Source organism: Mergibacter septicus, assembly GCF_003265225.1.
GTDB classification, from domain to species: Bacteria; Pseudomonadota; Gammaproteobacteria; order Enterobacterales; family Pasteurellaceae; genus Mergibacter; species Mergibacter septicus.
Genome location: NZ_CP022013.1, coordinates 1017459 through 1039327, shown reverse-complemented (window position 1 = coordinate 1039327; position 21869 = coordinate 1017459). Strand labels below are relative to the sequence as shown.

At 36.5% G+C, this 21869-nt stretch carries 12 protein-coding genes and 1 pseudogene; 5 read left to right on the top strand and 8 right to left on the bottom strand.

Annotated elements, in window-relative coordinates; all coding sequences use genetic code 11:
• The first annotated feature begins 317 nt into the window (after positions 1-317).
• Positions 318-7139 carry a YadA-like family protein gene (locus CEP47_RS04830; RefSeq protein ID WP_261920694.1) on the top strand — a complete coding sequence of 2274 codons (6822 nt, stop codon included), beginning with the start codon at positions 318-320 and terminating at the stop codon, positions 7137-7139.
• Positions 7140-7435: 296 nt separating this feature from the next.
• Positions 7436-8734 (top strand): glutamyl-tRNA reductase, encoded by a 1299-nt coding sequence (gene hemA / locus CEP47_RS04825; RefSeq protein WP_261920695.1) that lies wholly within the window; start codon positions 7436-7438, stop codon positions 8732-8734.
• 62 nt (positions 8735-8796) lie between these two features.
• On the opposite strand, the gene der is transcribed toward hemA, so the two are convergent.
• Positions 8797-10302 (bottom strand): ribosome biogenesis GTPase Der, encoded by a 1506-nt coding sequence (der, locus tag CEP47_RS04820; RefSeq protein WP_261920696.1) that lies wholly within the window; start codon positions 10300-10302, stop codon positions 8797-8799.
• A gap of 250 nt (positions 10303-10552) precedes the next feature.
• On the bottom strand, positions 10553-12865 hold the full coding sequence (lptD, locus tag CEP47_RS04815) for an LPS assembly protein LptD (protein ID WP_261920697.1): 2313 nt from the start codon (positions 12863-12865) through the stop codon (positions 10553-10555).
• A gap of 279 nt (positions 12866-13144) precedes the next feature.
• Here lptD and tal point away from each other — a divergent pair, with 279 nt between their 5' ends.
• From tal to glyA, 3 genes are all read left to right on the top strand, one after another.
• Positions 13145-14095 (top strand): transaldolase, encoded by a 951-nt coding sequence (tal, locus tag CEP47_RS04810; RefSeq protein ID WP_261920698.1) that lies wholly within the window; start codon positions 13145-13147, stop codon positions 14093-14095.
• Between the two features lie 201 nt (positions 14096-14296).
• A complete protein-coding gene (gene purH, locus CEP47_RS04805; RefSeq protein WP_261920699.1) occupies positions 14297-15898 on the top strand; it encodes a bifunctional phosphoribosylaminoimidazolecarboxamide formyltransferase/IMP cyclohydrolase in 1602 nt (533 codons plus the stop codon).
• 206 nt (positions 15899-16104) lie between these two features.
• On the top strand, positions 16105-17355 hold the full coding sequence (gene glyA, locus CEP47_RS04800; RefSeq protein WP_261920700.1) for a serine hydroxymethyltransferase: 1251 nt from the start codon (positions 16105-16107) through the stop codon (positions 17353-17355).
• Between the two features lie 59 nt (positions 17356-17414).
• Here glyA and CEP47_RS08890 read toward each other — a convergent pair whose 3' ends face one another.
• The 6 genes and pseudogenes from CEP47_RS08890 to dapD form a co-directional block, all read right to left on the bottom strand.
• Positions 17415-17555, bottom strand: a complete 141-nt coding sequence (locus CEP47_RS08890) for a FeoB-associated Cys-rich membrane protein (RefSeq protein WP_407657792.1) — start codon at positions 17553-17555, stop codon at positions 17415-17417.
• On the bottom strand, positions 17552-18613 hold the full coding sequence (locus CEP47_RS08915; protein WP_261920979.1) for a ferrous iron transporter B: 1062 nt from the start codon (positions 18611-18613) through the stop codon (positions 17552-17554). Before CEP47_RS08915 ends, CEP47_RS08890 begins: the two co-directional genes overlap by 4 nt.
• Positions 18614-18952: 339 nt before the next feature.
• Positions 18953-19369: pseudogene (locus tag CEP47_RS08910) on the bottom strand (FeoB small GTPase domain-containing protein); the annotation flags it as partial.
• A gap of 93 nt (positions 19370-19462) precedes the next feature.
• Positions 19463-19732 (bottom strand): FeoA family protein, encoded by a 270-nt coding sequence (locus CEP47_RS04785; protein ID WP_261920701.1) that lies wholly within the window; start codon positions 19730-19732, stop codon positions 19463-19465.
• A gap of 533 nt (positions 19733-20265) precedes the next feature.
• On the bottom strand, positions 20266-20835 hold the full coding sequence (locus CEP47_RS04780) for a prolipoprotein diacylglyceryl transferase (RefSeq protein ID WP_261920702.1): 570 nt from the start codon (positions 20833-20835) through the stop codon (positions 20266-20268).
• A gap of 138 nt (positions 20836-20973) precedes the next feature.
• Complete coding sequence (dapD, locus tag CEP47_RS04775; protein WP_261920703.1) at positions 20974-21801, bottom strand: 2,3,4,5-tetrahydropyridine-2,6-dicarboxylate N-succinyltransferase; 828 nt, start codon at positions 21799-21801, stop codon at positions 20974-20976.
• Positions 21802-21869: the final 68 nt, after the last annotated feature.

The following is a 21869-nucleotide window of genomic DNA, read 5'->3' as shown; positions in this document are numbered from 1 at the left end:
CATTTAATGTAAATTTACTTTTAAATTAAAAGTAATTTTTTGTATATAGAATGACATTAATTACTTTCCAAATCTCATCAATCGTCTATAATTATCTCAAAAAGTCGAATAAATAGGCTTTTTGTCTATTTTTTACCATATTAATTAACCATTAAGTTGATTATTTAATTAATAAATCTCTTTAAATATAAATTAATGTTAGGTGTTTAATTGTGTTAATTTACATTTTATGGTTGGGTTTAATTAATGAGGTTTGATTGTGAAAGGTACGTTATTGAATTCAATGGTGTATTAGTTGTTGTTTTAAGGAAGCTATTATGAATCATATCTATCGTACGGTGTTTAGTCGAACTAAAGGTTGCTGGATTGCTGTATCTGAATTAACTAAGTCATCAGGCAAGAAAAATAAAAAGTTAAAAAGACGGCTTAGAAGAACGAAGTTGATGATGAAAAGATCCTTAGTATCATCAATTGTGTTTTTAGGTATGGTGCCAGCTAAGAGTGTGAAAGCACAATGGTTATCAGTAGATAGTGGTGCGGTTCATAGTCAATATGATCAAAATAATGGTGGAAATAAAATCGCCCTTAATCCTAAAACTGGTGAGGGAAATACCAATAGTGCTGATGTTAGAGATATGGGCGTTGCAGTAGGTGTAAATGCAAAAGCGGGAATGGAATATTCGATTGCGATTGGTTTTAATGCAACAGTACAAAATGCACCTCATATTACAGGTTCAACAACAGGAGCAATTGCAATTGGTTCTGATGCTAAAACCCTTGGTAACCAAGGTGTGACCGTTGGACAGAAATCAATGGCAACATCACAATCAGTAGCAATTGGTGCAAATACATATGCGACGGGGCTTTCATCGGTTGCGATTGGGAATGATGACTTAATTGATGGTTTAAATGAAAGTGATGCAAGTTATGCCGAATATTCAATTAAGTTACCTGAAAATACGATTAAAGATATTTATCGCTCTTTATATGAAGGAGATTATAAATACTTTAATAGTTATGATAATTCAACTGATAAAGCAAACGAAAAGGATTTTGAAACCTTTTACGGAAAAAATAGTAAATGGGGAGACCAACGCAAATTTTCTCCTACCTTTGCAGGGAAACGAGGTGCAATTGCAATTGGTTCAAGAACTATTGCCGCAGGGATAACCTCAACATCCATAGGTTCTTTGTCTTTTGCACTAGCGGATAACTCGACCGCAATGGGGATTCAAGCCTTTGTGGCGAGTGATGCGAAAGGTGGGACGGCAATAGGAGAACGCTCACGGGTATTTGCTGGTAACTCAGTTGCAATCGGAAACCGTACTGAAGCCTCTAATCAAGGTACGGTAGCGTATGGTTATAATGCTAAAGCGGTAGGGAAAAGCTCGATTGCCATTGGGGCAAATGTTGCTGCTGCTGCAAAGTTTGATACTTCAAGATCAGCAAAATTAGTCGAATATTATAATCAATTAAATACCTCTTTAAATGGCACTAATGATGATGTTGCGATCAATACTTTTGATAATAGTTTAAAAACCGTTTTAGATAATGGATTACCCTTAACCACTGATGGAGATACTTATCTAACTATCGGGAATGATGAGATTAAAAAATTAGCGACATCTAATGGTGGTACAACAGCAAAACCAGCTGAAAATGCAGTGGTTATCGGTAATAAATCTTTTGCAGTGAAAAAGAACTCTTTAGCGGTTGGATATGCAACATTAGCAGATGCAGATAATTCTTTTGCATTAGGATCTTACACCTATGTTAGCAGTGGCGGGATTAACTCTATCGGTTTAGGCGTTGGTTCTTATGTAACAGGAAAAAATGCGTTTGCAGGTGGGACTTCTGCGACTGTTAAAGCAGATAATTCAATCGCCTTAGGGGCAAAATCTTTGGTTGGCGAAGGTTCTGGAAGCAGTAATGCTATTGGGGTCAATGCTAAAGTATTATCCAGTAAATCAACAGCATTAGGGACAGATGTTAAGATTGCGATTGGTTCTGATAATTCGATTGTTTTAGGGAATGAGTCTAAATTAGGTGGTGGTTCAGGACATTCGGTCATTATTGGGGATAATGCTAGCATTGCAAAAGATTCAATATTAGATGGGAATAATAAAGGGGGTTCACCGTATGCCATTGCGATAGGGCAAAGTGCAACAATAGGTGCTAATTCTGGAAACTCAATGGCTATTGGTGCAAGTGCAAGTATTGCAGAGGGAACTACTCGCTCAATTGCATTAGGCAATGAAGCGAATGCAAGCTTGGATAATTCTGTTGCTTTAGGGTATCGTTCAACCACTAAATATTTTTATGACCCAAATCAACCGGGTGAAAATACCTATGGTCCACGATTAAGTGGAACAGATGCAAATACCTTACAGGGGTATGTTCCACCGGGTTCAAGTTATAAATTACCAATTGATAATAGTGCAGGAGTTATTTCAGTTGGTGGTGGGGATAAAGGTAATGGTGAGGTAGGGCTACGCCGTATTATCAACGTATCACCCGGTGCATTAGATACCGATGTAGCCACAGTGGGACAGTTGCGGGCTTTATATTATGCAAGAACTGAACCTAATATGGTGTATTACGCAGAGTTATATGGAAAAAAAGTAAAATTGGCGATTAATGAAGAAAATAAATTTGTGCCAATTGATACAACCACTGGAGAACCGATTAAAGGTGCAGTTCCAATTCCTGATAGTGTTGAAATTAAAATTGGGGTAAAAAATCCTGATGCAACGACTGAAGATGTTCTTATTTCGTTGAAAGGTGAAAATGGTGGAGTTAAAACTGGAAATAAACCGTTAACTTTACTTGGTTCTGCAATGGTAATGGGGAATGTTGCAAGGGGAACAATCGCTAAGCAATCAACAGATGCAATTAATGGCGATCAATTAGCTGATTTAAGTGAAAAATTAGGGATCACATTATTTTACGGTCACAAAGGTTTTACTCAACCCGATTTTGTTGCTCTGAAGCAAGCCAATGGTACGACTCAAGATAAAGCGATCACGTTTAAAAAAGCGATTGATAATTTAATTAGTACAGTTAATCAAGGGGTGATTTTTAGTGATAGCCAAACAGCAGAGAATGATAAACACCAAGCGACTCAATATTTAGGCAGTAAATTAACCCTTAAACCTGCTGATAACAACCTAGCGATTGGTGGACAAGGTGGGCAGAACCTAGCTGTTGAATATACTAAAGATGCTAAAGGAAATGGGTCTTTCACGTTTGCACTTAAAAATGAACCTATCTTCAATAAAATTTCAGGTGGAAGTGATAAGCCAGAACTAGATTTTACTGGGAATAATTTATCTATTAATCATAAAAAACTAACAGGATTAGCCAATGCAGAGATTAGCACAGCTTCAACTGATGCAGTAACAGGAAAACAGCTTTTTGCATTGGCTGATGATCCTGAAAAAGCGACCAATCAAGGCATAACCGTTAATAAGGATAATTGGAAAAAATTCCTAGATGTGGGAAGTTCCGTTCTTAAATTTAAAGGCGATAATGAAGGCAATCAACAATTTACACTAGGCAATGATAGTGTTCTGAGTATTACTGGTGAGAATGGGATTAGCACAGAAAGTGGGGCGAATAGTCTAAAAATCAAGTTAGAATCAACGCTTAAAACTAAGTTAGATAATTTAGCCGATAATGCAAATGAAACCTATGCAAATAAAAATCTAGCTAATATCGACCAAAACGGTAAAACAGTGGTTAAAAATTTGGCTAAAGAAGCGGTGAATGTTACAAGTAACGATAGTAGCGTGAAAATCACAACAACTAATGGTGATGTAAAAACTTTCGATCTTTCGTTAAGTAAAGAGAAAGTGCAAGAATTAGCTGAAACAGCCAAATTACAGCAAGGTATTACTGAAAATAAAGACAAAATTACGACAAATGAAAGTAATATCAATAAAAATACCACTGAAATTGCAAAAGGCTTGAGTTTTTCGACTGATGATAACCAAACTGTGAAAAAAGCATTAGGTGAGACTTTAGCTATTACAGGTGGGGATAATATCACCACCTCAATGGACAATAATAAGATAAAAATTAGATTAAATTCAGCGTTAACAGGTATTCAATCAGTTATGGGGAATGGAACAACTTTAACGCTGAATAGTGATGGCTTAAGTTTAAATGATAAAACGATCAGTGGAGTTAAAGGGGCTGTAATTAGTGCAACTTCTGATAAAGCAGTGAATGGTAGTCAACTTTATACCACGTTGAAAAATTTATTAGGTGATAATGTTACGCTAATTGAAGGTGAAAAGCTAACCACAAAGGCCGATGTAGCAGGGGTTAAAGATGCCACGAGTATTGGCGATGCGATTGCGAAGTTAAATCAGAAAATTACCGATGTCAATGACAATTTAGGTGCAACTAAATTAGCTTATAAAGTTACAAATGGTTCAACGTCAACAAAAGGTATCGCAGTTGCATTAAGTGAAGGTTTAGACTTTGTCGGTGATCAGAATATTACTACTGGTGTCAATAACGGTGGTAAGGTGACATTCAGTTTAAAAACGGCTTTAACTGGTATTACTTCAATAGCAGGCAATGGTACGATACTAAGTTTTAGTGATACTGGTATTAGTTTGGGGAACAAGAAAATCACAGGGATTATAGATGGTGAGATTTCGAATACCTCAACTGAGGCGATCAATGGGAAACAATTGCATACATTAACAAAAGCTGTATTGGGAACAGATAGTTTACCTGACTTATCTAATCTGCCAACCTATGCCGAAGTAAAAGGCTCTGGTGCTACTCACGCCCCAACCTCACTAAAAGCTGCAGTTGATAATTTAATCACAGCAGTAAATAAAGGGTATAAGTTTAGCGATGGCGTAACAACTGGGGTGGAAAAAGCGTTAGGTTCAACCCTGACTATTGCTAAAGCTAGCAGTGATATACAGTTCTCCGAACAATGGTTTTCTGGCGATAATTTATATGTGGGGTATAGCGATAATGATACTAAATTCACCATTGGCTTAACTAAAACCCCAACATTTGAAACGCTCAAAGTAACGAAAAATGGGAGCAGAGTAGAATTAGATTCAACTGGAATAATCGGGAAAAATGGCGATGAGATTACAGCAGGCTTAAAATTTGAGACGGGTAAAATCTTGCTACAAGGTAATGGTAGTGTTGGAATTACGCTAGATAACCTTAATGCAGGTAAAATTGCACAAGGTAGTAAAGAAGCCATTAATGGTGATCAGGTGCGACAAATTGTTGATTCCTTAGGTACTGTTTTAGGCAATGGGATTAGTATTGATGAAAATGGTCAGTTTATCGCTAGTAGTAAGATTGCTGGGACGAATGCAAATACTATTACTGGTGCGATTGAAGAATTAAATAAGAATATCAGTGGTGCATCATTAACTTACCAAGCAAATGGTAATGGCGTTAAAGAAAGTATTTCATTAAAAGAGGGAGTGTTAGATTTTCACGGTGATAACAATATTACAACTTCAGTGGCTAAGAATGGGGTTGTGAATATTCAGCTAAATAAAGATCTTAACTTAGATAGCCTCACTTTAGGGGCGAATGACAATGATCTGCTGAAGTTAAACAAAGATGGTTTAACGGTAAAAGGAAAAGATGGAATAGGCACGGCTATCAGTGAAAATGGTGTAACTATTACGGGCAAAGAAGGTTCATCTGAATTAACAGATCATCAATTAGTCTTTAAAGATCAAACAGGGAATAATCTTGCTGGAATCAAAGCAGAAGGAAAAGATAAGCTGACCCTTGTAGGGGGTAATGATGGCGTTATCTTAGATAATCTAAAAGGTGGTGAAATCAAATCAGGGAGTAAACAGGCTATCACTGGTGATCAACTTGCAGGATTAATCGGTAAAGAGACAAATTCAGATGGTACGGTCGAAAATCTAGGTGGCACAACCGCTAATACGATTGATGGTGCAATTTCAGAAGTTAATACGAAAGTTGATGATCTAGCAGGAAAAGTTGAGGGCGGTTTGAGTTTTGCTTCGGACAATGGAACCACAAAGCGTCAGCTAGGAGATACCTTTGAGATTAAAGGTGGTGCGGATAGTAATCAGTTAACCGAAAATAATATCGGAGTGGTTACTAATGGCAATGGTGTGAAAGTTAAGTTAGCAGAAAATTTAACAGGTCTTAATTCAATTGAGATGAAGAATGGGATTAGGATTGATCAAAATGGGATTAGTGGGATTAAAAGTATTTTAGAGCCGACTTTAGGTGAAGACGAGCCAGCGGAAAATACTGATATATTTGCTAAATTAGCAGAATTAGTTGATGAAAATAGAGATAATATTGCTGAGGTTTCAACCGATCCAACGTTAACGACTGCGGTTAATCTTAGTGATTTTAGTAAAGTCGCAACTAGTTTAAATGAAGAAGGAACAAAATATTTTAAATATAATGCGAAAGAGGGGAATGCAGAAGCTGCACAAGCCAAAGGTGCAGGCGCTTTAGCTACAGGTGGTAATGCTCAAGCAAATGCGATAGAAGCGATTGCAATTGGTAGCAATACCTTAATTGATGAGAGTGCTGAAAGAGCGGTTGCATTAGGTGCAAATGCAGAAGTAACGCATAAAGATAGTGTAGCAATTGGGAGTAATGCACAAGCTAGATTAGATGAGCGTGATTTACAACAGATCTCTACCATTGCTTCTGAAGCTGCAGTGAATGTGATTGGTGAAGTGTCCTTTGGTGCGGATAATAATGTCCGTCGTGTAACGCAGGTCGCTGATGGAGTTAAACCAACAGATGCAGTAAATTTTGGGCAGTTAAATAAAGTGGCAGCTGCTGTAAAAGCGAATGCTGAAGGCATAAAAGCAAATACAAATGCAATTAATGAATTGAATAAGCAAAGCAATAAAAATCGGAATGAATATCGTGCTGGGATTGCTGGTGCAGTTGCAACAGGTAGTTTGCCACAGGCGTATATTCCGGGAAAATCAATGATTGCAATTGCGGGTGGTTCGTATAAGGGGCAGAGTGCCGTTGCGGTTGGTGTCTCAAAAATCTCAGATAATGGCAAAATTGTCTTGAAACTGACGGGAAGTTCAAATAGTCAAGGTGATTTTACTGGAGGCGTTGGTGTTGGTTATCAATGGTAATGATATTACAGTTTAAATAATTGATTACAGATCTTGTTTAAAAGACGGTGAAACGATATCCCGTCTTTTTTATTTGAAATGTGCTGTGAAAAACGAAAGTAGAATGCTGTTCTATTTTAGGTCAAATATGAAAATTTAATGAATAATAGGTAGGTTTTACCGATAAGATCAATTTTTCACGGTTTTTCGTTTGCGACCAAATTGGTAATTCTTTAAAATTAAGCAGTTTATTTTCTTGATTATTTTTATTTTTCTAGTTTAGTGGGGACGGGGCAACCCGAAGTTGGAACAATTATATGACAATTTTAGTGTTGGGAATTAACCATAAAACCGCAAGTGTTGAATTACGTGAAAAGGTTGTGTTTGATGATGAAAAACGTCAAATAGCTTTACAACAGTTACAAGGCATAGCCAATGCGGTGATTATCTCAACCTGTAATCGTACAGAAGTTTATCTACACAACAAAGATATTTCCCCATCAGAATCTCATCATCATAATCAAGAATGGTTGGCAAAGTGTCAGCAATGGTTTGCACAACTTCATCAGTTAGCCCCAACAGAATTGACCGATAGCTTATATCTAAAACAAAATCAACAAGCAGTTAGCCATTTAATGCGAGTAGCTTGTGGTTTAGATTCTTTAATTTTAGGAGAACCTCAAATTTTAGGACAGGTAAAGCAAGCGTTTCAGTTTAGTGAAAATTATTACCAGCAGAATAATTTACCGCTTTCAACCGAATTATCCCGTGTATTTCAAAAAACATTTTCTGTTGCAAAACGAATAAGAACTGAAACTGAGATCGGTGGTAGTGCAGTGTCAGTGGCTTACGCTGCTTGTAGCCTAGCACGCCAAATTTTTGATAGTTTTAATCGTTTACGCATTTTATTAGTCGGTGCAGGGGAAACCATTGAATTGGTAGCACGCCATCTTTTTCGTCACGGAGCTAAGCATATTATGATTGCTAACCGAACAGTAGAAAAAGCACAGGCGTTGTCCGATCAATTAGGGCAAATGGATGTTTTAAGCTTAGATCAGTTACAACAAGGGCTAGACTTAGCGGATATTGTGATTACATCAACTGGAAGTCCGCACAGTTTAATTAGCCAAGATATGGTCGAAAAAGCCCAAAAAAAACGCCGTTTTGATCCAATGTTAATTGTTGATATTGCTGTACCAAGAGATGTTGATCCAAAAGTAGAGCAGGTTGATGCCGTTTATTATTATAGTGTTGATGATCTTCACAATATTATTCAACATAATTTAGCCCAACGGGAACAAGCTTCACTGCAAGCTGAAGCGATTATTACTGAAGAATGTCAAGATTTTTTCTTATGGCTAAAACTACACCAATCTTCAAGTTTAATTAAAAACTATCGCCAACAAGCAGAGCAAGTACGTTTAGGCTTAGTTGAAAAGGCAATCAGTGCTTTACAGCAGGGACAGGATAGTGAAAAGGTAATCAAAGAATTGAGTTATAAATTAATGAATCGGTTACTTCATATCCCGACCAATGCAATGCAGGAAATGGTGAAAGTAGGGGATACGACAGGCTTACAAATTTTTTCAAAAAGCCTAGGGTTAGATGATAAGTAAGAATAAATATTTTTCGTAATAAAAACCGCACGTTAAAGTGCGGTTTTTTTGTTTTATTTGTTCTATTTTTTCTTCGCTTGTTTGATAAATTTCATCAAACGTTTGCGTTTACGCAGTTGGTTTGGCGTTAAGGTATTGCGTTTACCTGCAAAAGGATTATTTCCTTCTTGGAATTGAATACGAATTGGCGTACCAATCATTTTTAGACTACGGCGATAGTAGTTCGAGAGATAACGTTTATAAGAATCAGGTAAACGATCTATTTGGTTGCCGTGAATGACGATAATTGGTGGATTATGACCACCCGGGTGAGCATATTTTAGTTTAATTCTTCGTCCCCCCATCATCGGTGGTTGATGTTCCTCCGTTGCCATTTGTAGAATACGAGTTAGCATTGAGGTGGAATATTTTTGTGTTGCACAAGCATAAGCTTCTTCTACCGAATCAAATAAATTACCCACACCACTACCGTGTAAAGCAGAAATAAAATGGACTCGAGCAAAATCAATAAAGTCCAGACGGCGATCAAGTTCTGATTTAATATTATCTTTAATTTCTTGGGTTAAGCCGTCCCATTTATTGACTACAATCACTAAAGATCGTCCTGCATTTAAGATAAAACCAAGTAGAGACAGATCTTGATCGGAAATTCCTTCTCGAGCATCAATGGTGAGTAAGACAACATTTGCATCTTGAATTGCTTGTAATGTTTTGATGACTGAAAATTTTTCGATGGTTAATGTTACTTTTCCACGTTTCCGAACCCCTGCGGTATCAATAATGGTGTATTGTTTTCCATCTCTTTCCATTGGAATATAGATACTATCTCGGGTTGTTCCCGGCATATCATAAACGACCACTCGATCTTCACCGAGAATACGGTTGGTTAACGTTGATTTTCCAACATTTGGTCGTCCAACAATGGCGATTTTTATTGATTTCTTAACAATGTTTTCTTCTTCATCTGCTAATGCTTGATCGAGTAAGGCGGCATCTTCTTCATTATTGAAGTCGAAATCTGTTTCCCATAGTTCATCTTCTTTACTATTTTCTGGTATTGCTTCATTTTCCGCTTCTATGATTAATGGGGAAAGTACTTTTTCCATTAGTTGAGTAACCCCACGACCTTGTACTGCTGCAATTTGTTCAATATTACCTAAACCAAGTTGATAAAATTCTGCACAATGTGAATCTGCATCAATTCCATCGGTTTTATTTGCAACAACAATAGTGGTTTTCTGACGTTGGCGAAGATGATTTGCAATCCCAATATCAGCAGGGGTTAAACCTGCACGAGCATCAACAAGAAAGAGTACAATATCTGCTTCTTCAATCGCTAGTAACGATTGTTCAGCCATTTTTTCTTCAACCCCTTCTTCTGAACCGTCAATCCCGCCAGTATCAATCACAATAAAATTTTGCCCCGCTATATTAGCTTGGCCATACTTACGATCTCGAGTTAATCCCGGAAAGTCTGCTACAAGGGCATCTCTTGTGCGTGTTAAGCGGTTAAATAAGGTTGATTTTCCTACATTAGGACGACCAACAAGGGCGACTACTGGTGTCATAAAACCTCAAATTATCTAAAAATTTTGCCAAAAATAGCGACATTATACCTGATTTTTTACGTAAGAGCATAATTAGTTAGGAGGGAGATTAAGGCGTTTTACCCACAGATAGGATGGTGTTTTGGTTATGTTTTCTTATTTTTAAGCAGGAAAGGGGGAAGTTGGTGGTGATAGTAAAAGGTGCTGGTATTTTTATTTCAAGCGCAAAAAACCGAATCTAGTTGATTCGGTTTTGCAAGGCTAAATGAGATTAATATCGACTAAATTGGTTATGGTAAGGAATAATGCCAGTCTCCAACATCTTAGGTATATTACTGTTATTATTACCAAAACCTGTTAAACGAAAGGTAATTCCAAAAGAGCGATTATAATATACTTTATGTGGGTTTTGATTTTCTGGTGGTGCGGTTAGATTGCGTTGAAAACCAATATCAAAACTCCAGCAACAACTACTGTATTGAACGCCTAAGTATTGTTCTACTGGTTTCTTAATCGCTAGATCTTGATAATAATGCCCTACAATAGCCCAGTTATCATTGATTTGCCAGCCTGTAACCAGTCCTAATTGTTGAATACGTTGACGATATTGGTTAAACCCTTTACTAAAATTCTGATCAATATATTTTTGGCTTGCATAACGATAACCAATTTGAATGAGATTATTTTTTCTTGGTCGATATTCTAAGGCACTATTAATCAGAGAGGTTTCGTGTAATTGAGGGTCGTATTGATAACTACCGTACCAATTCCACTTATCATTGATTTTCCAATTAGATTGAATTGACCACGATGAAATTTTTTCTTGAGTATTATTTTTAGGGTTATCATCAATTCTGGCAGGTTTGAGGTAATAAATTTGCCCTAGAGATAAGTTTAAACGTTCATTCGCTTGTGCATCATAGAAACGCGTGGTAAAACCAAGAGAAACTTGATTTGCTGATGCAATACGATCTAAGCCACTATAACGACGATCATTAAAAAGAGAATAGTAATCTTGTTGTAATAAAACCGAATCAAAATTACCTATTTTACTTTGATCTCGATATGGACGGTAAAGGTACTGCACCTGTGGTTCAAGCGTTTGAATATAGCCTGTATTAAGAAGTTGATCTGAAGTTAAAACCGTACTTAGATCTATTTTTACTTCAGGTACCACACGATTGACTGTTTTTGCAATATCGGTAGCAGTTGTTGCTTGCCCTTTTTTTTGTTGGTAGTGTGTGGTGTAGAGTTTTGTTTCGATATTTGCACGCCCATAATTGGATACTAAAGGCAAAGTCAAACTTGGTTCAAAGTGAAAACGCCACGCCGTAGGCATTTCAATTTTATTATTTTTAAATTGAACGGCTTGAGAAAAAAGTGAAAAGTTAATTGGGGAGGTAAAGAGATTATCACGATAATAATTAAAATTTATTTTTGGTAATGTATAGTATGGCGATACATTAATATTTTCAAAGAGTTGAAATTGGGTTGCTGAGATTGATAGCCGATAGTTTGGTTGATAGTAGCTAGTTTCAAAATTCTGTACAGCATATCCATCAGTGCTATTACCGTAAGGTGAGCTAAAATCAGTAAAATAATTTTTGTCACTCACTTTCGTATAATCAATTTTAAAGCGCCAATTATGTGCTAATGAACCATTGTTTTTCCAATAAAATAAATACCTAGGACGATTTGTATTATTTGTTGATAACCGATCGTGTTTTAGATATTCCCCTGCAATAAGACCATTACCTAACATATTTAGATAACGAGTTTCTGCTTGTAATTGTAATCCATTTTTGGTCATATATTTGGGGATTAAGGTTAGATCATAATTGGGAGCAATATTCCAATAAATTGGTTGGGCATAATAATAACCACTCTTATTACTTGATCCGATGGTTGGAATCAATAGACCAGAACGGCGTTTATCTCCGATAGGGAATTGTAAATAAGGGAAATAGAAAACAGGAACATCTTTAACATAGAAAACCGCATTCCATAAATCAACATATTCTTCTTTGATATGTTGGGTCATCTCTGAGGCTTTAATTTTCCACGCATTATCATTGGGTAAACAAGAGGTAAAACTGGCATTCTTTAGAATACGTAGTCCCGAAGACAATTTAGCTTGTTCCGCACTACCCCGACCTTGTCGATCGACTAAGTGATAACTGCTTTGCCCTACTTCAGTATCTTGGGTATTTAAATTAAACTTTGCATTTTTTCCTTTAAACAGAATTAAATTATCTTGATAGTCAAAGTCCCCTTGAATGGTTGCAGTACGTTGAAGATCACCATTTTTAAGTTTGATTTGGGTTAATTCAAGATAATCGGTTGTGAGTTTTTTATTGCCTTGTTCAACAATAACTTTTCCTTGATAAAACCCTTGAGGTTGTGTGAGTTGAGCTTTATCTGCATCAATATAGATCGGTAAACTATTTGGATCGGCATCGATCACTGTACCTGTAAAATGCGGAACGCCTAATAAACACTGTTGTTGTAAATCCGCTTTAGCTTGATTTGCGTACAAAGCACCAGAAATAGCGAAAGTTAAAAAAGTCGATAGCTGTTTTTTCATTCGTTTTTTATTTTATAGATAAAAAAAGAGTAATTTAGTTATTATACCGAAAATTGGGCTAAAAGCATTGGAATTGTGATTTTTAACTTAATCGTATGATAACAATGGATTATTTCCATTTTATGATGAATAAAATAGATAACGACTAAGTAAGGTTTTCTATGCTATTATCTGAAAGAGAGAATGATGTATTTTGTTGGTGATAATTTCTAAAAATAGAAATTATCATATTGATAAAGAGTAGCCACCTTATGGTGTAAATAGATTGAGGGAAAGCAAATGAGCCAATTAGATGTTTTACGCAGTATGACAGTTGTTGTTGCCGATACAGGTGATATTGAAGCGATTAAAAAATATCAACCGCAAGATGCGACAACCAATCCATCATTAATTTTAAGTGCTGCAGCGTTACCACAATATGCTGCTTTAATTGATGATGCAGTAGCTTATGCCAAGAGTAAAAGTACAGATAAAGCACAGCAGTTAATTGATGCTGAAGATAAACTAGCAGTCAATATCGGGTTAGAGATCTTAAAGTTTGTTCCCGGACGTATTTCGACTGAAGTAGATGCACGTCTGTCATATGATACCGCAGCAACTGTTGAAAAAGCTCGCAAATTAGTTGCACTTTATAATGAAGCAGGCGTTGCAAATGAACGTATCTTGATTAAGATCGCTTCAACTTGGCAAGGTATTAAAGCGGCAGAGATTCTTGAAAAAGAAGGAATTAATTGTAATTTAACCTTGTTATTCTCTCAAGCTCAAGCTCGGGCTTGTGCTGAAGCGGGTGTGTATCTCATCTCTCCTTTCGTTGGACGTATTTTAGATTGGTATAAAGCGAATGGTGAGAAAAAAGAGTTTGCACCAAGTGAAGACCCGGGAGTAATCTCAGTAACGAAAATTTATAATTACTACAAACAGTATGGTTATAACACAGTTGTTATGGGAGCAAGTTTCCGTAACATCGGTGAAATTACTGAATTAGCGGGGTGTGATCGTTTAACTATTTCTCCTGCACTGTTAAAAGAGTTGGAAGAAAGCACAGCTGAATTACCAGTGAAATTAAATTATCAAGGTGAAGTTTTAGCTCGTCCTACCGCAATGAGTGAAGCTGAGTTTTATTGGCAACATAATTTAGATCCAATGGCAGTAGAAAAATTGGCAGAAGGTATCCGTAAATTTGCATTGGATATTGAAAAATTAGAAACAATGCTCAGCGAAAAATTATAATTTATTAATCTCCAAGTTTTGAGATAAACCCAACCGTTCTCTTAAAGATATTTTATTAGGCTTAAGAGAACGGTTTTTTATTATTTATTGAGTGATCAATAACCACTATTTCTTTGCATAAAATTTTCATTTTTTCTCTATTTTTAATCTTTACTTTGTTTTATCCTTAACCACTATTTTTATTCTAGAGAAGGAAAAGATATGTCAAGCCACCGTCCAATTCGTCAAGCGTTATTAAGTGTTTCAGATAAAACAGGTATTGTAGATTTTGCTCAAGCTTTAGTTGCAAGAGGTGTTAGATTACTTTCAACAGGAGGAACGGCAAAGTTATTGATAGAAAATGGGATTCCCGTAAGGGAGGTTGCAGATTACACGCAGTTCCCTGAAATGATGGAAGGTCGGATTAAAACACTGCACCCTAAAATTCACGCTGGTATTTTAGGACGGAGGGGAATAGATGATCAGGTGATGGAACAACATCAGATTGAAACAATAGATTTAGTGGTAGTTAATCTTTATCCCTTTGCTCAAGTGATCGCCGAACCTGATTGCCAATTAGCCTTTGCGATTGAAAATATTGATATTGGTGGACCAACAATGGTGAGAGCAGCGGCAAAGAATTATCGTGATGTTACGATTGTGGTGAATCCTGCCGATTTTTCTACTGTATTGGCTGAAATGGCACAGAATGAAAATAGTCTTAGTGAAAAAACACGTTTTGATCTTGCTGTAAAAGCGTTTGAACATACTGCACAATATGATGCGATGATTGCAAATTATTTAGGGGAATTAGTCCCACCATATTATGCAACTGAAGAAGTAAAAGTTAGTGAAATTTGTGGTAAATTCCCTCGGACTTTAAACCTTAATTTTATCCGTAAACAGCTAATGCGATACGGCGAGAATGGACATCAACAAGCGGCTTTTTATATTGAACCAACAGTGCCTTGTGGGTGTGTTGCCAGTGCCACCCAATTACAGGGGAAAGCTTTATCTTATAATAATATCGCTGATGTCGATACCGCATTAGAGTGTGTCAAACAATTTGACTTGCCTGCTTGTGTGATTGTGAAACACGCAAACCCTTGTGGCGTAGCGGTAGCAGATGATCTACTAACAGCTTATCAACGAGCTTATCAAACCGATCCAACCTCTGCATTTGGGGGAATTATTGCTTTTAACCAAGAATTAGATGCCGTTACCGCACAAACCATTCTTGAACGCCAATTTGTTGAAGTGATTATTGCACCGAGTATTAGTGTTGCTGCTCAAACCATTTTACAATCTAAGAAAAATATTCGGGTATTAGCTTGTGGGGGATGGCAACAAGCAAGGGAGCGATTTGATTTTAAACGGGTGAATGGTGGACTTTTAGTGCAAGATACTGATCTCGCAAATGTCAGTAAAGAAGATTTGCAAGTTGTCAGTAAACGACAACCGACAGAGCAAGAGTTACAAGATTTGTTATTCTGTTGGAAGGTAGCAAAGTTTGTTAAATCGAATGCGATTGTTTATGCTAAAAATCAACAAACCGTAGGGATTGGTGCAGGGCAAATGAGTCGGGTTTACTCGGCTAAAATTGCAGGTATAAAAGCACAAGAGGAAGGATTAAGTGTTGTGGGTGCTGTAATGGCTTCAGACGCATTTTTTCCATTTCGAGATGGGATTGATGCAGCGGCAGAAGTAGGGGTAAGTTGTGTTATTCAGCCGGGCGGTTCTATTCGAGATCAGGAAGTGATAGCCGCAGCAGATCAACATAATATGGTGATGGTTTTAACTGGAATTCGTCATTTTCGGCATTAAAATATAAGTTGGAACTATGATTGCCAACTGCTTTGCAGTTTGTATAATGAAATGGTTTAACTTTGACCTAAGTTAGGATTAGGTTAAATCATTATTATATAGTAGTAATGTAAAATGAAATGAGTTACAGCTTCAGTATTTTATAGCAGTAACTATTTTTTTATCTTTATTCTTTTATTATTCAGTAAAAATATAGGGAGGGTACAATGTTGACACGAGAAATGAATTTGGCAGATTACGATCCAATTTTATGGCAAGCTATTCAAGCAGAAGATCGCCGCCAAGAAGAGCATATAGAACTAATCGCTTCAGAAAACTACACTAGCCCTAGAGTAATGCAAGCTCAAGGCTCACAATTAACGAATAAGTATGCGGAAGGTTATCCGGGGAAACGCTATTATGGTGGGTGTGAATATGTTGATATTATTGAACAATTAGCAATTGATCGTGCTAAAGCTCTATTTGGTTCAGATTATGCGAATGTTCAACCACATTCAGGTTCTCAAGCAAATGCGGCAGTGTATATGGCATTATTACAGCCCGGTGATACCATTTTAGGAATGAGTCTTGCTCACGGAGGGCATTTAACCCACGGTGCAGCGGTGAGTTTTTCTGGCAAAATTTACCATGCAGAGCAGTATGGAATTACCGATGAAGGTGTGATTGATTATGAAGCGTTACGCCAACAAGCGTTGAAAGTAAAACCTAAAATGATTGTTGGTGGTTTTTCAGCTTACTCTCAAATTGTTGATTGGGCAAAAATGCGTGAAATTGCCGATGAAGTAGGGGCTTATTTGTTTGTGGATATGGCTCATGTTGCTGGCTTAATTGCCGCTGGTGTTTATCCTAGCCCATTACCTTATGCCCATGTTGTTACCACTACCACACACAAAACCTTAGCAGGTCCAAGAGGTGGATTAATTTTGGCAAATGGTGATGAAGCTTTATACAAAAAGTTAAATAGTGCAGTTTTTCCAGCAGGACAAGGCGGTCCATTAATGCACGTTATTGCCGCCAAAGCAGTCTGTTTTAAAGAAGCGATGGAGCCAGAATTTAAACAATATCAACAGCAAGTTGTCAAAAATGCGAAAGCAATGGTTGAAATCTTCCAACTTCGTGGCTATGACATAGTTTCAAATGGTACTGAAAATCACTTATTCCTTGTTAATTTAGTCAGTAAAGGTTTGACTGGTAAAGCTGCGGATGCCGCTTTAGGGAAAGCAAATATCACGGTAAATAAAAATGCAGTACCAAATGATCCAAATAGCCCATTTGTAACATCGGGTATCCGTATTGGTACACCATCAATTACTCGCCGTGGCTTCAAAGATATTGAAGCAAAACAGTTAGCAAATTGGATCTGTGATATTTTAGATAATATTGACGATCAAGCGGTTATTGAAAAGGTGAAACAACAAGTATTAGACTTATGTAAACGTTTCCCTGTTTATGCTTAATCAGATATTAATCTTTAAAAAAGCAAGCGTTTATCGCTTGCTTTTTTGATTGGTGGTTATCAACAGGATTTATCTTTCGTCTTGCAATGACAGGCATTACAACTACCACAAGTGTTTTTTTTCTTTTTACCGAAAAAGTAGTAAGCGAGATAGATGCTTGCCGCAACAATCATTGCTATCACAATAGTTGTTTGAATCATGATACTAACCTCAATGCAATTTGATAGGTAATTAAAGCAATTAGATAAGCTAAGCCAGTAAGATACCCAGCGATAAGTACTGTTTTTGTATTTGAATTGGTTTCACGTTTAATGACTGCTAGTGTTGCTAAACACATCGGAGCGTAAACATACCACGCAAGAAAAGCGAAAGCGGTTGGTAATCCCCAGTTAGTATTGATTAAATTTATCAAAGCGTGTTCCGTCATTTCTTCAGAAGTCGCTGCAACGGAATACACCGTCCCTAATGTTGCTACCACAACTTCACGTGCTGCCAATCCCGGGATCATTGCTATACACATTTCCCAAGTAAAGCCGATAGGAGCAAAGATCGGTTGAATCAGATTACCTAGCATACCTGCAAAACTATAATCGATTGCAGGAGAGGTAGCATTAATTGGTGCTTCTGGAAAGGTTACTAAAGCCCATAAGATGATACTGATTGCAAAAATAATTGTGCCAGCACGCTTTAAAAAAGCACTCACACGTTCCCATAATGCGATCAGAATATGGCGAAGATTAGGCAGACGATAAGTAGGTAATTCCATTAATAGTGGAAATTGTTGGATTTTACCTTTCTTACTAGCAAAAAGTTTCATTAGAAAGGCAATCATACCAGCAGAAAGCACGCCAATAAGATATAAAGCAAAAAGAGTTATGCCTTGTAAATTAAATATTCCCCAGATCTTTTGATCTGGAATAACAGCTGCAATAATCAAAGCATATACAGGTAAGCGTGCAGAACAGGTTAATAGAGGGGCAATAGCAATAGTAACCAAACGTTCTCGTGGATTATGAATGGTTCTAGCTGACATAACTGAAGGAATTGCACAGGCAAAACTAGAAAGTAAAGGAATAAAGGCACGCCCAGATAGCCCTGTTTTTGCCAAGAAATTATCTAATAAATAAGCGGCACGAGGTAAATATCCCGAATCTTCTAGCAAGAGAATCAGAGCAAAAAGAAGTGTAATTTGTGGTAAAAAGACTAGTACACTTCCCACACCAGCGATCACTCCATCAACTAAAAGATCGTTTAGCATACCTGCTGGCAGAGTGGTTGCGACCCATTGACTTAAATTGGCAATGCTATTTTCAATCAAATCCATAATAGGTGTTGCCCAAGCATAGACCGCTTGAAACATAACAAAAAGAATAGTTAAAAGAATCAATACTCCCGAAATAGGGTGCAATACAATAGCATCTAATTTTTGATGCCAAGTGGGTAATTGATGGGGCTGAGAAACACAAACGGATAAAATACGATCGACTTCCTGATAGAGTTGTTGGCTATCTAAGTGATCGATTTCATTTGCAATAGTTTGTGGATTCTTGGTAGAGGTTTTTAGCCGACTATTAGCTAATTGTAAGATAGCTTGTTGAATTTGTGCTGATTCCTTTTTTTTAATCGCCGTTGTAGCAATCACACTGATACCTAATAGTTTGCTCATTTTTTCTGTATCAATTTTTATCCCTCGAGCTTTGGCTAAATCAAATAAATTAAGGGCAACAACCATAGGTAAATCAAGCTGTTTTAATTCTAAAACCAGACGTAAGGTCATACGTAAATTGGTTGCATCTGCAACGGCAATGATGGCATCAGGTCGTTGACCTAATTGTCCGAATAATACTTGACGTGAGATATCCTCATCAGGACTGGTTGTGCGTAGGCTATAAGTGCCGGGTAAGTCAATGATTTTAACTTTTCTTTGTGCGAGTAAATAACCTTCACGGCGATCGACTGTTACCCCGGGATAATTGGCAATTTTGGAATTAGAACCAGTTAAAAGATTAAATAATGCGGTTTTCCCTCAGTTAGGTTGCCCAACTAGAGCAAAAGATAAATTATTCTTCATATTATGATGATTTTAAGGTTAGTTTATTCAATCGGATTAAGTATGATGAAGGGTGCAAACAATTTTTTCGGCTTCAGCACGGCGTAGTGAAAATTGTGTATGATGATTCAGTTGTACTACATAAGGTCCACGCCCTAGCCAGCCTTTGGCTATTATTTTAATTGGAATATAGGGTGAAAAACCTAAATCAGCCAAACGCCGACTAACGACCTGATCTTGCTCGCCAAATATAGGATTTGCAACAATCTTTTCAATATATGCGATACCACCTTGTGGCAGGTTATTTAAAGAGTAAAGAATAGACATTGGGTATTTCCTAAAAATTTAATAAAAAGTACTGAGAATTATTTCTTAATATAATTAAGATTAATTCTCAATTTTATTTTAAAAGTCTAACAGGTAGAATTTTATCTTTCATTGACTTTTGTCAAAACTTTTTATGGAGAAAATATAGAATAAAAATATCGTTATATACATAAAAGGAATAATAGAAATAACTTTTTTGGGATTATTTATTTAGTAAATTAGTTATCATTTATTTTACAGAGTAAAATCTCAATTATTGCGTATAGTAACAGTAACTTTAGTTGTTGTTTTAATTGAATTTTTTGAGTTTAAATAAATGGTTTAGAATAGAATAGCTATGTTAAAAAGAGAAGAAATAACGGAGATAAAATAGTTATACTTAATTAAATTTAAATAAGATAATAATATTATTTAATATTAATTTATTCTTGTTTTTGAATAAAGTTTATTTTATTTAAATAATGGTGGTAATTTGTAAAATAAATAAACTCCACTGCAGTGGAGTTTAGGAATATTATGGATACTATGTGTTTTTATTCAGCTGTTTTTTCAGCTTCTTGTTTTGGTATTTCAATAATGTCTTTTGTTTCGTCAACTTTTTGAATTACCTGATCTTTGATTTCACTTACTTGATCTGTAGCAGAAGTAGCTGCTTCACTGAGAATTTGCTTGGCTGTTTCTACTTTTTCGCTTGCATTATCTTTTAGCTCGTCTGCTTTTTCAGCAACTTCATTGGTTTTTTCAATAGTTGCTTTTTTCGCATCATCAACAGTAGTAGCGACTGCTTCTTTGATTTCACTTGCTTTTTCAGCAAGCTCATTGGCTGTTTCAGATGTTGCTTGTTTCACCTCATCAATTTTAGCTGCACTAGCCTCTTTGATTTCAGTGGCTTTATCTACAACAGTATTTGCACTATCAGTGATAACTTGTTTAGCAGTTTCAATTTCAGTAGCGACAGTTTCTTTCACTGTTTCTTTAGTTTCTTTCTGACTTTCAACCGTTGGTGTAGTGGTATTGCTTGTAGGGGTTTTATTTTCTTGATCAAAACAACCTGTCATCATTAGACTTCCAGCAATAACTACAGCTAGTAATGTTTTTTTCATAATCGAACTCCTAAAAAATTTGAGAGAAACCTGAGTATTATTTACAGCTCAGATCTGCGGCAAGTATAATCAAAAATTACATAACTTTATAGTATTTTACGTTAAGATAAATTATTTTTTCATCTAAACGTTCATTTATTATTCATCAATTGAACGTAATAGCTCATTAATACCAACTTTAGCACGGGTTTTTGCATCAACTTTTTTAACGATAACTGCACAGTAAAGACTGTGTGAACCGTCTTTGCTAGGTAAACTACCTGATACCACAACAGAACCAGCAGGAACACGACCATAGTGAATTTCACCTGTTTCTCGGTCATAAATTTTAGTGCTTTGACCAATGAACACACCCATCGAAATAACAGAACCTTCTTCTACGATAACCCCCTCAACAATTTCAGAACGAGCACCGATAAAGCAGTTATCTTCAATAATGGTCGGATTTGCTTGTAAAGGTTCTAATACCCCACCAATTCCAACACCACCTGAAAGATGTACATTTTTACCAATTTGTGCACAAGAGCCAACGGTTGCCCAAGTGTCAACCATAGTACCTTCATCAACATAAGCTCCAATGTTTACATAAGAAGGCATTAATACGGTATTTTTTGCAATGTAGGCACCTTGGCGTACTGCGGCTGGTGGTACCACTCGAAAACCTTCGGCTTGAAAACGAGCTTGATCATAATCGGCGAATTTCATTGGTACTTTGTCGTAATAGTTTGTTTCAGCACCTGCAACTAATTGATTATCATTGATACGAAAAGAGAGTAATACCGCTTTTTTTACCCATTGATTAACAATCCATTCACCATTGATTTTTTCGGCAACACGTAATTTACCGCTATCAAGATCAGCGATAACAGTCTCAATGGCTGTTTTTGTTTCTGTATCAACAGTTTTTGGTGTGATTTCTGCACGGCGTTCAAATGCGGTTTCGATAATAGTTTGTAAGTTTGACATAGTTTTTCCTGTAAAACTGAATTAAAAAAAGAAGCTAGCTTTTTAACATATTTTAGGTTTGATAAAAA

Bases quoted from the DNA above. Each gene is read 5' to 3' on its own strand.
- CEP47_RS04830 (WP_261920694.1), top strand. From the start codon at position 318: ATGAATCATATCTATCGTACGGTGTTTAGTCGAACTAAAGGTTGCTGG.
- hemA (WP_261920695.1), top strand. From the start codon at position 7,436: ATGACAATTTTAGTGTTGGGAATTAACCATAAAACCGCAAGTGTTGAA.
- der (WP_261920696.1), bottom strand. From the start codon at position 10,302: ATGACACCAGTAGTCGCCCTTGTTGGTCGTCCTAATGTAGGAAAATCA.
- lptD (WP_261920697.1), bottom strand. From the start codon at position 12,865: ATGAAAAAACAGCTATCGACTTTTTTAACTTTCGCTATTTCTGGTGCT.
- tal (WP_261920698.1), top strand. From the start codon at position 13,145: ATGAGCCAATTAGATGTTTTACGCAGTATGACAGTTGTTGTTGCCGAT.
- purH (WP_261920699.1), top strand. From the start codon at position 14,297: ATGTCAAGCCACCGTCCAATTCGTCAAGCGTTATTAAGTGTTTCAGAT.
- glyA (WP_261920700.1), top strand. From the start codon at position 16,105: ATGTTGACACGAGAAATGAATTTGGCAGATTACGATCCAATTTTATGG.
- CEP47_RS08890 (WP_407657792.1), bottom strand. From the start codon at position 17,555: ATGATTCAAACAACTATTGTGATAGCAATGATTGTTGCGGCAAGCATC.
- CEP47_RS08915 (WP_261920979.1), bottom strand. From the start codon at position 18,613: ATGCTAAACGATCTTTTAGTTGATGGAGTGATCGCTGGTGTGGGAAGT.
- CEP47_RS04785 (WP_261920701.1), bottom strand. From the start codon at position 19,732: ATGTCTATTCTTTACTCTTTAAATAACCTGCCACAAGGTGGTATCGCA.
- CEP47_RS04780 (WP_261920702.1), bottom strand. From the start codon at position 20,835: ATGAAAAAAACATTACTAGCTGTAGTTATTGCTGGAAGTCTAATGATG.
- dapD (WP_261920703.1), bottom strand. From the start codon at position 21,801: ATGTCAAACTTACAAACTATTATCGAAACCGCATTTGAACGCCGTGCA.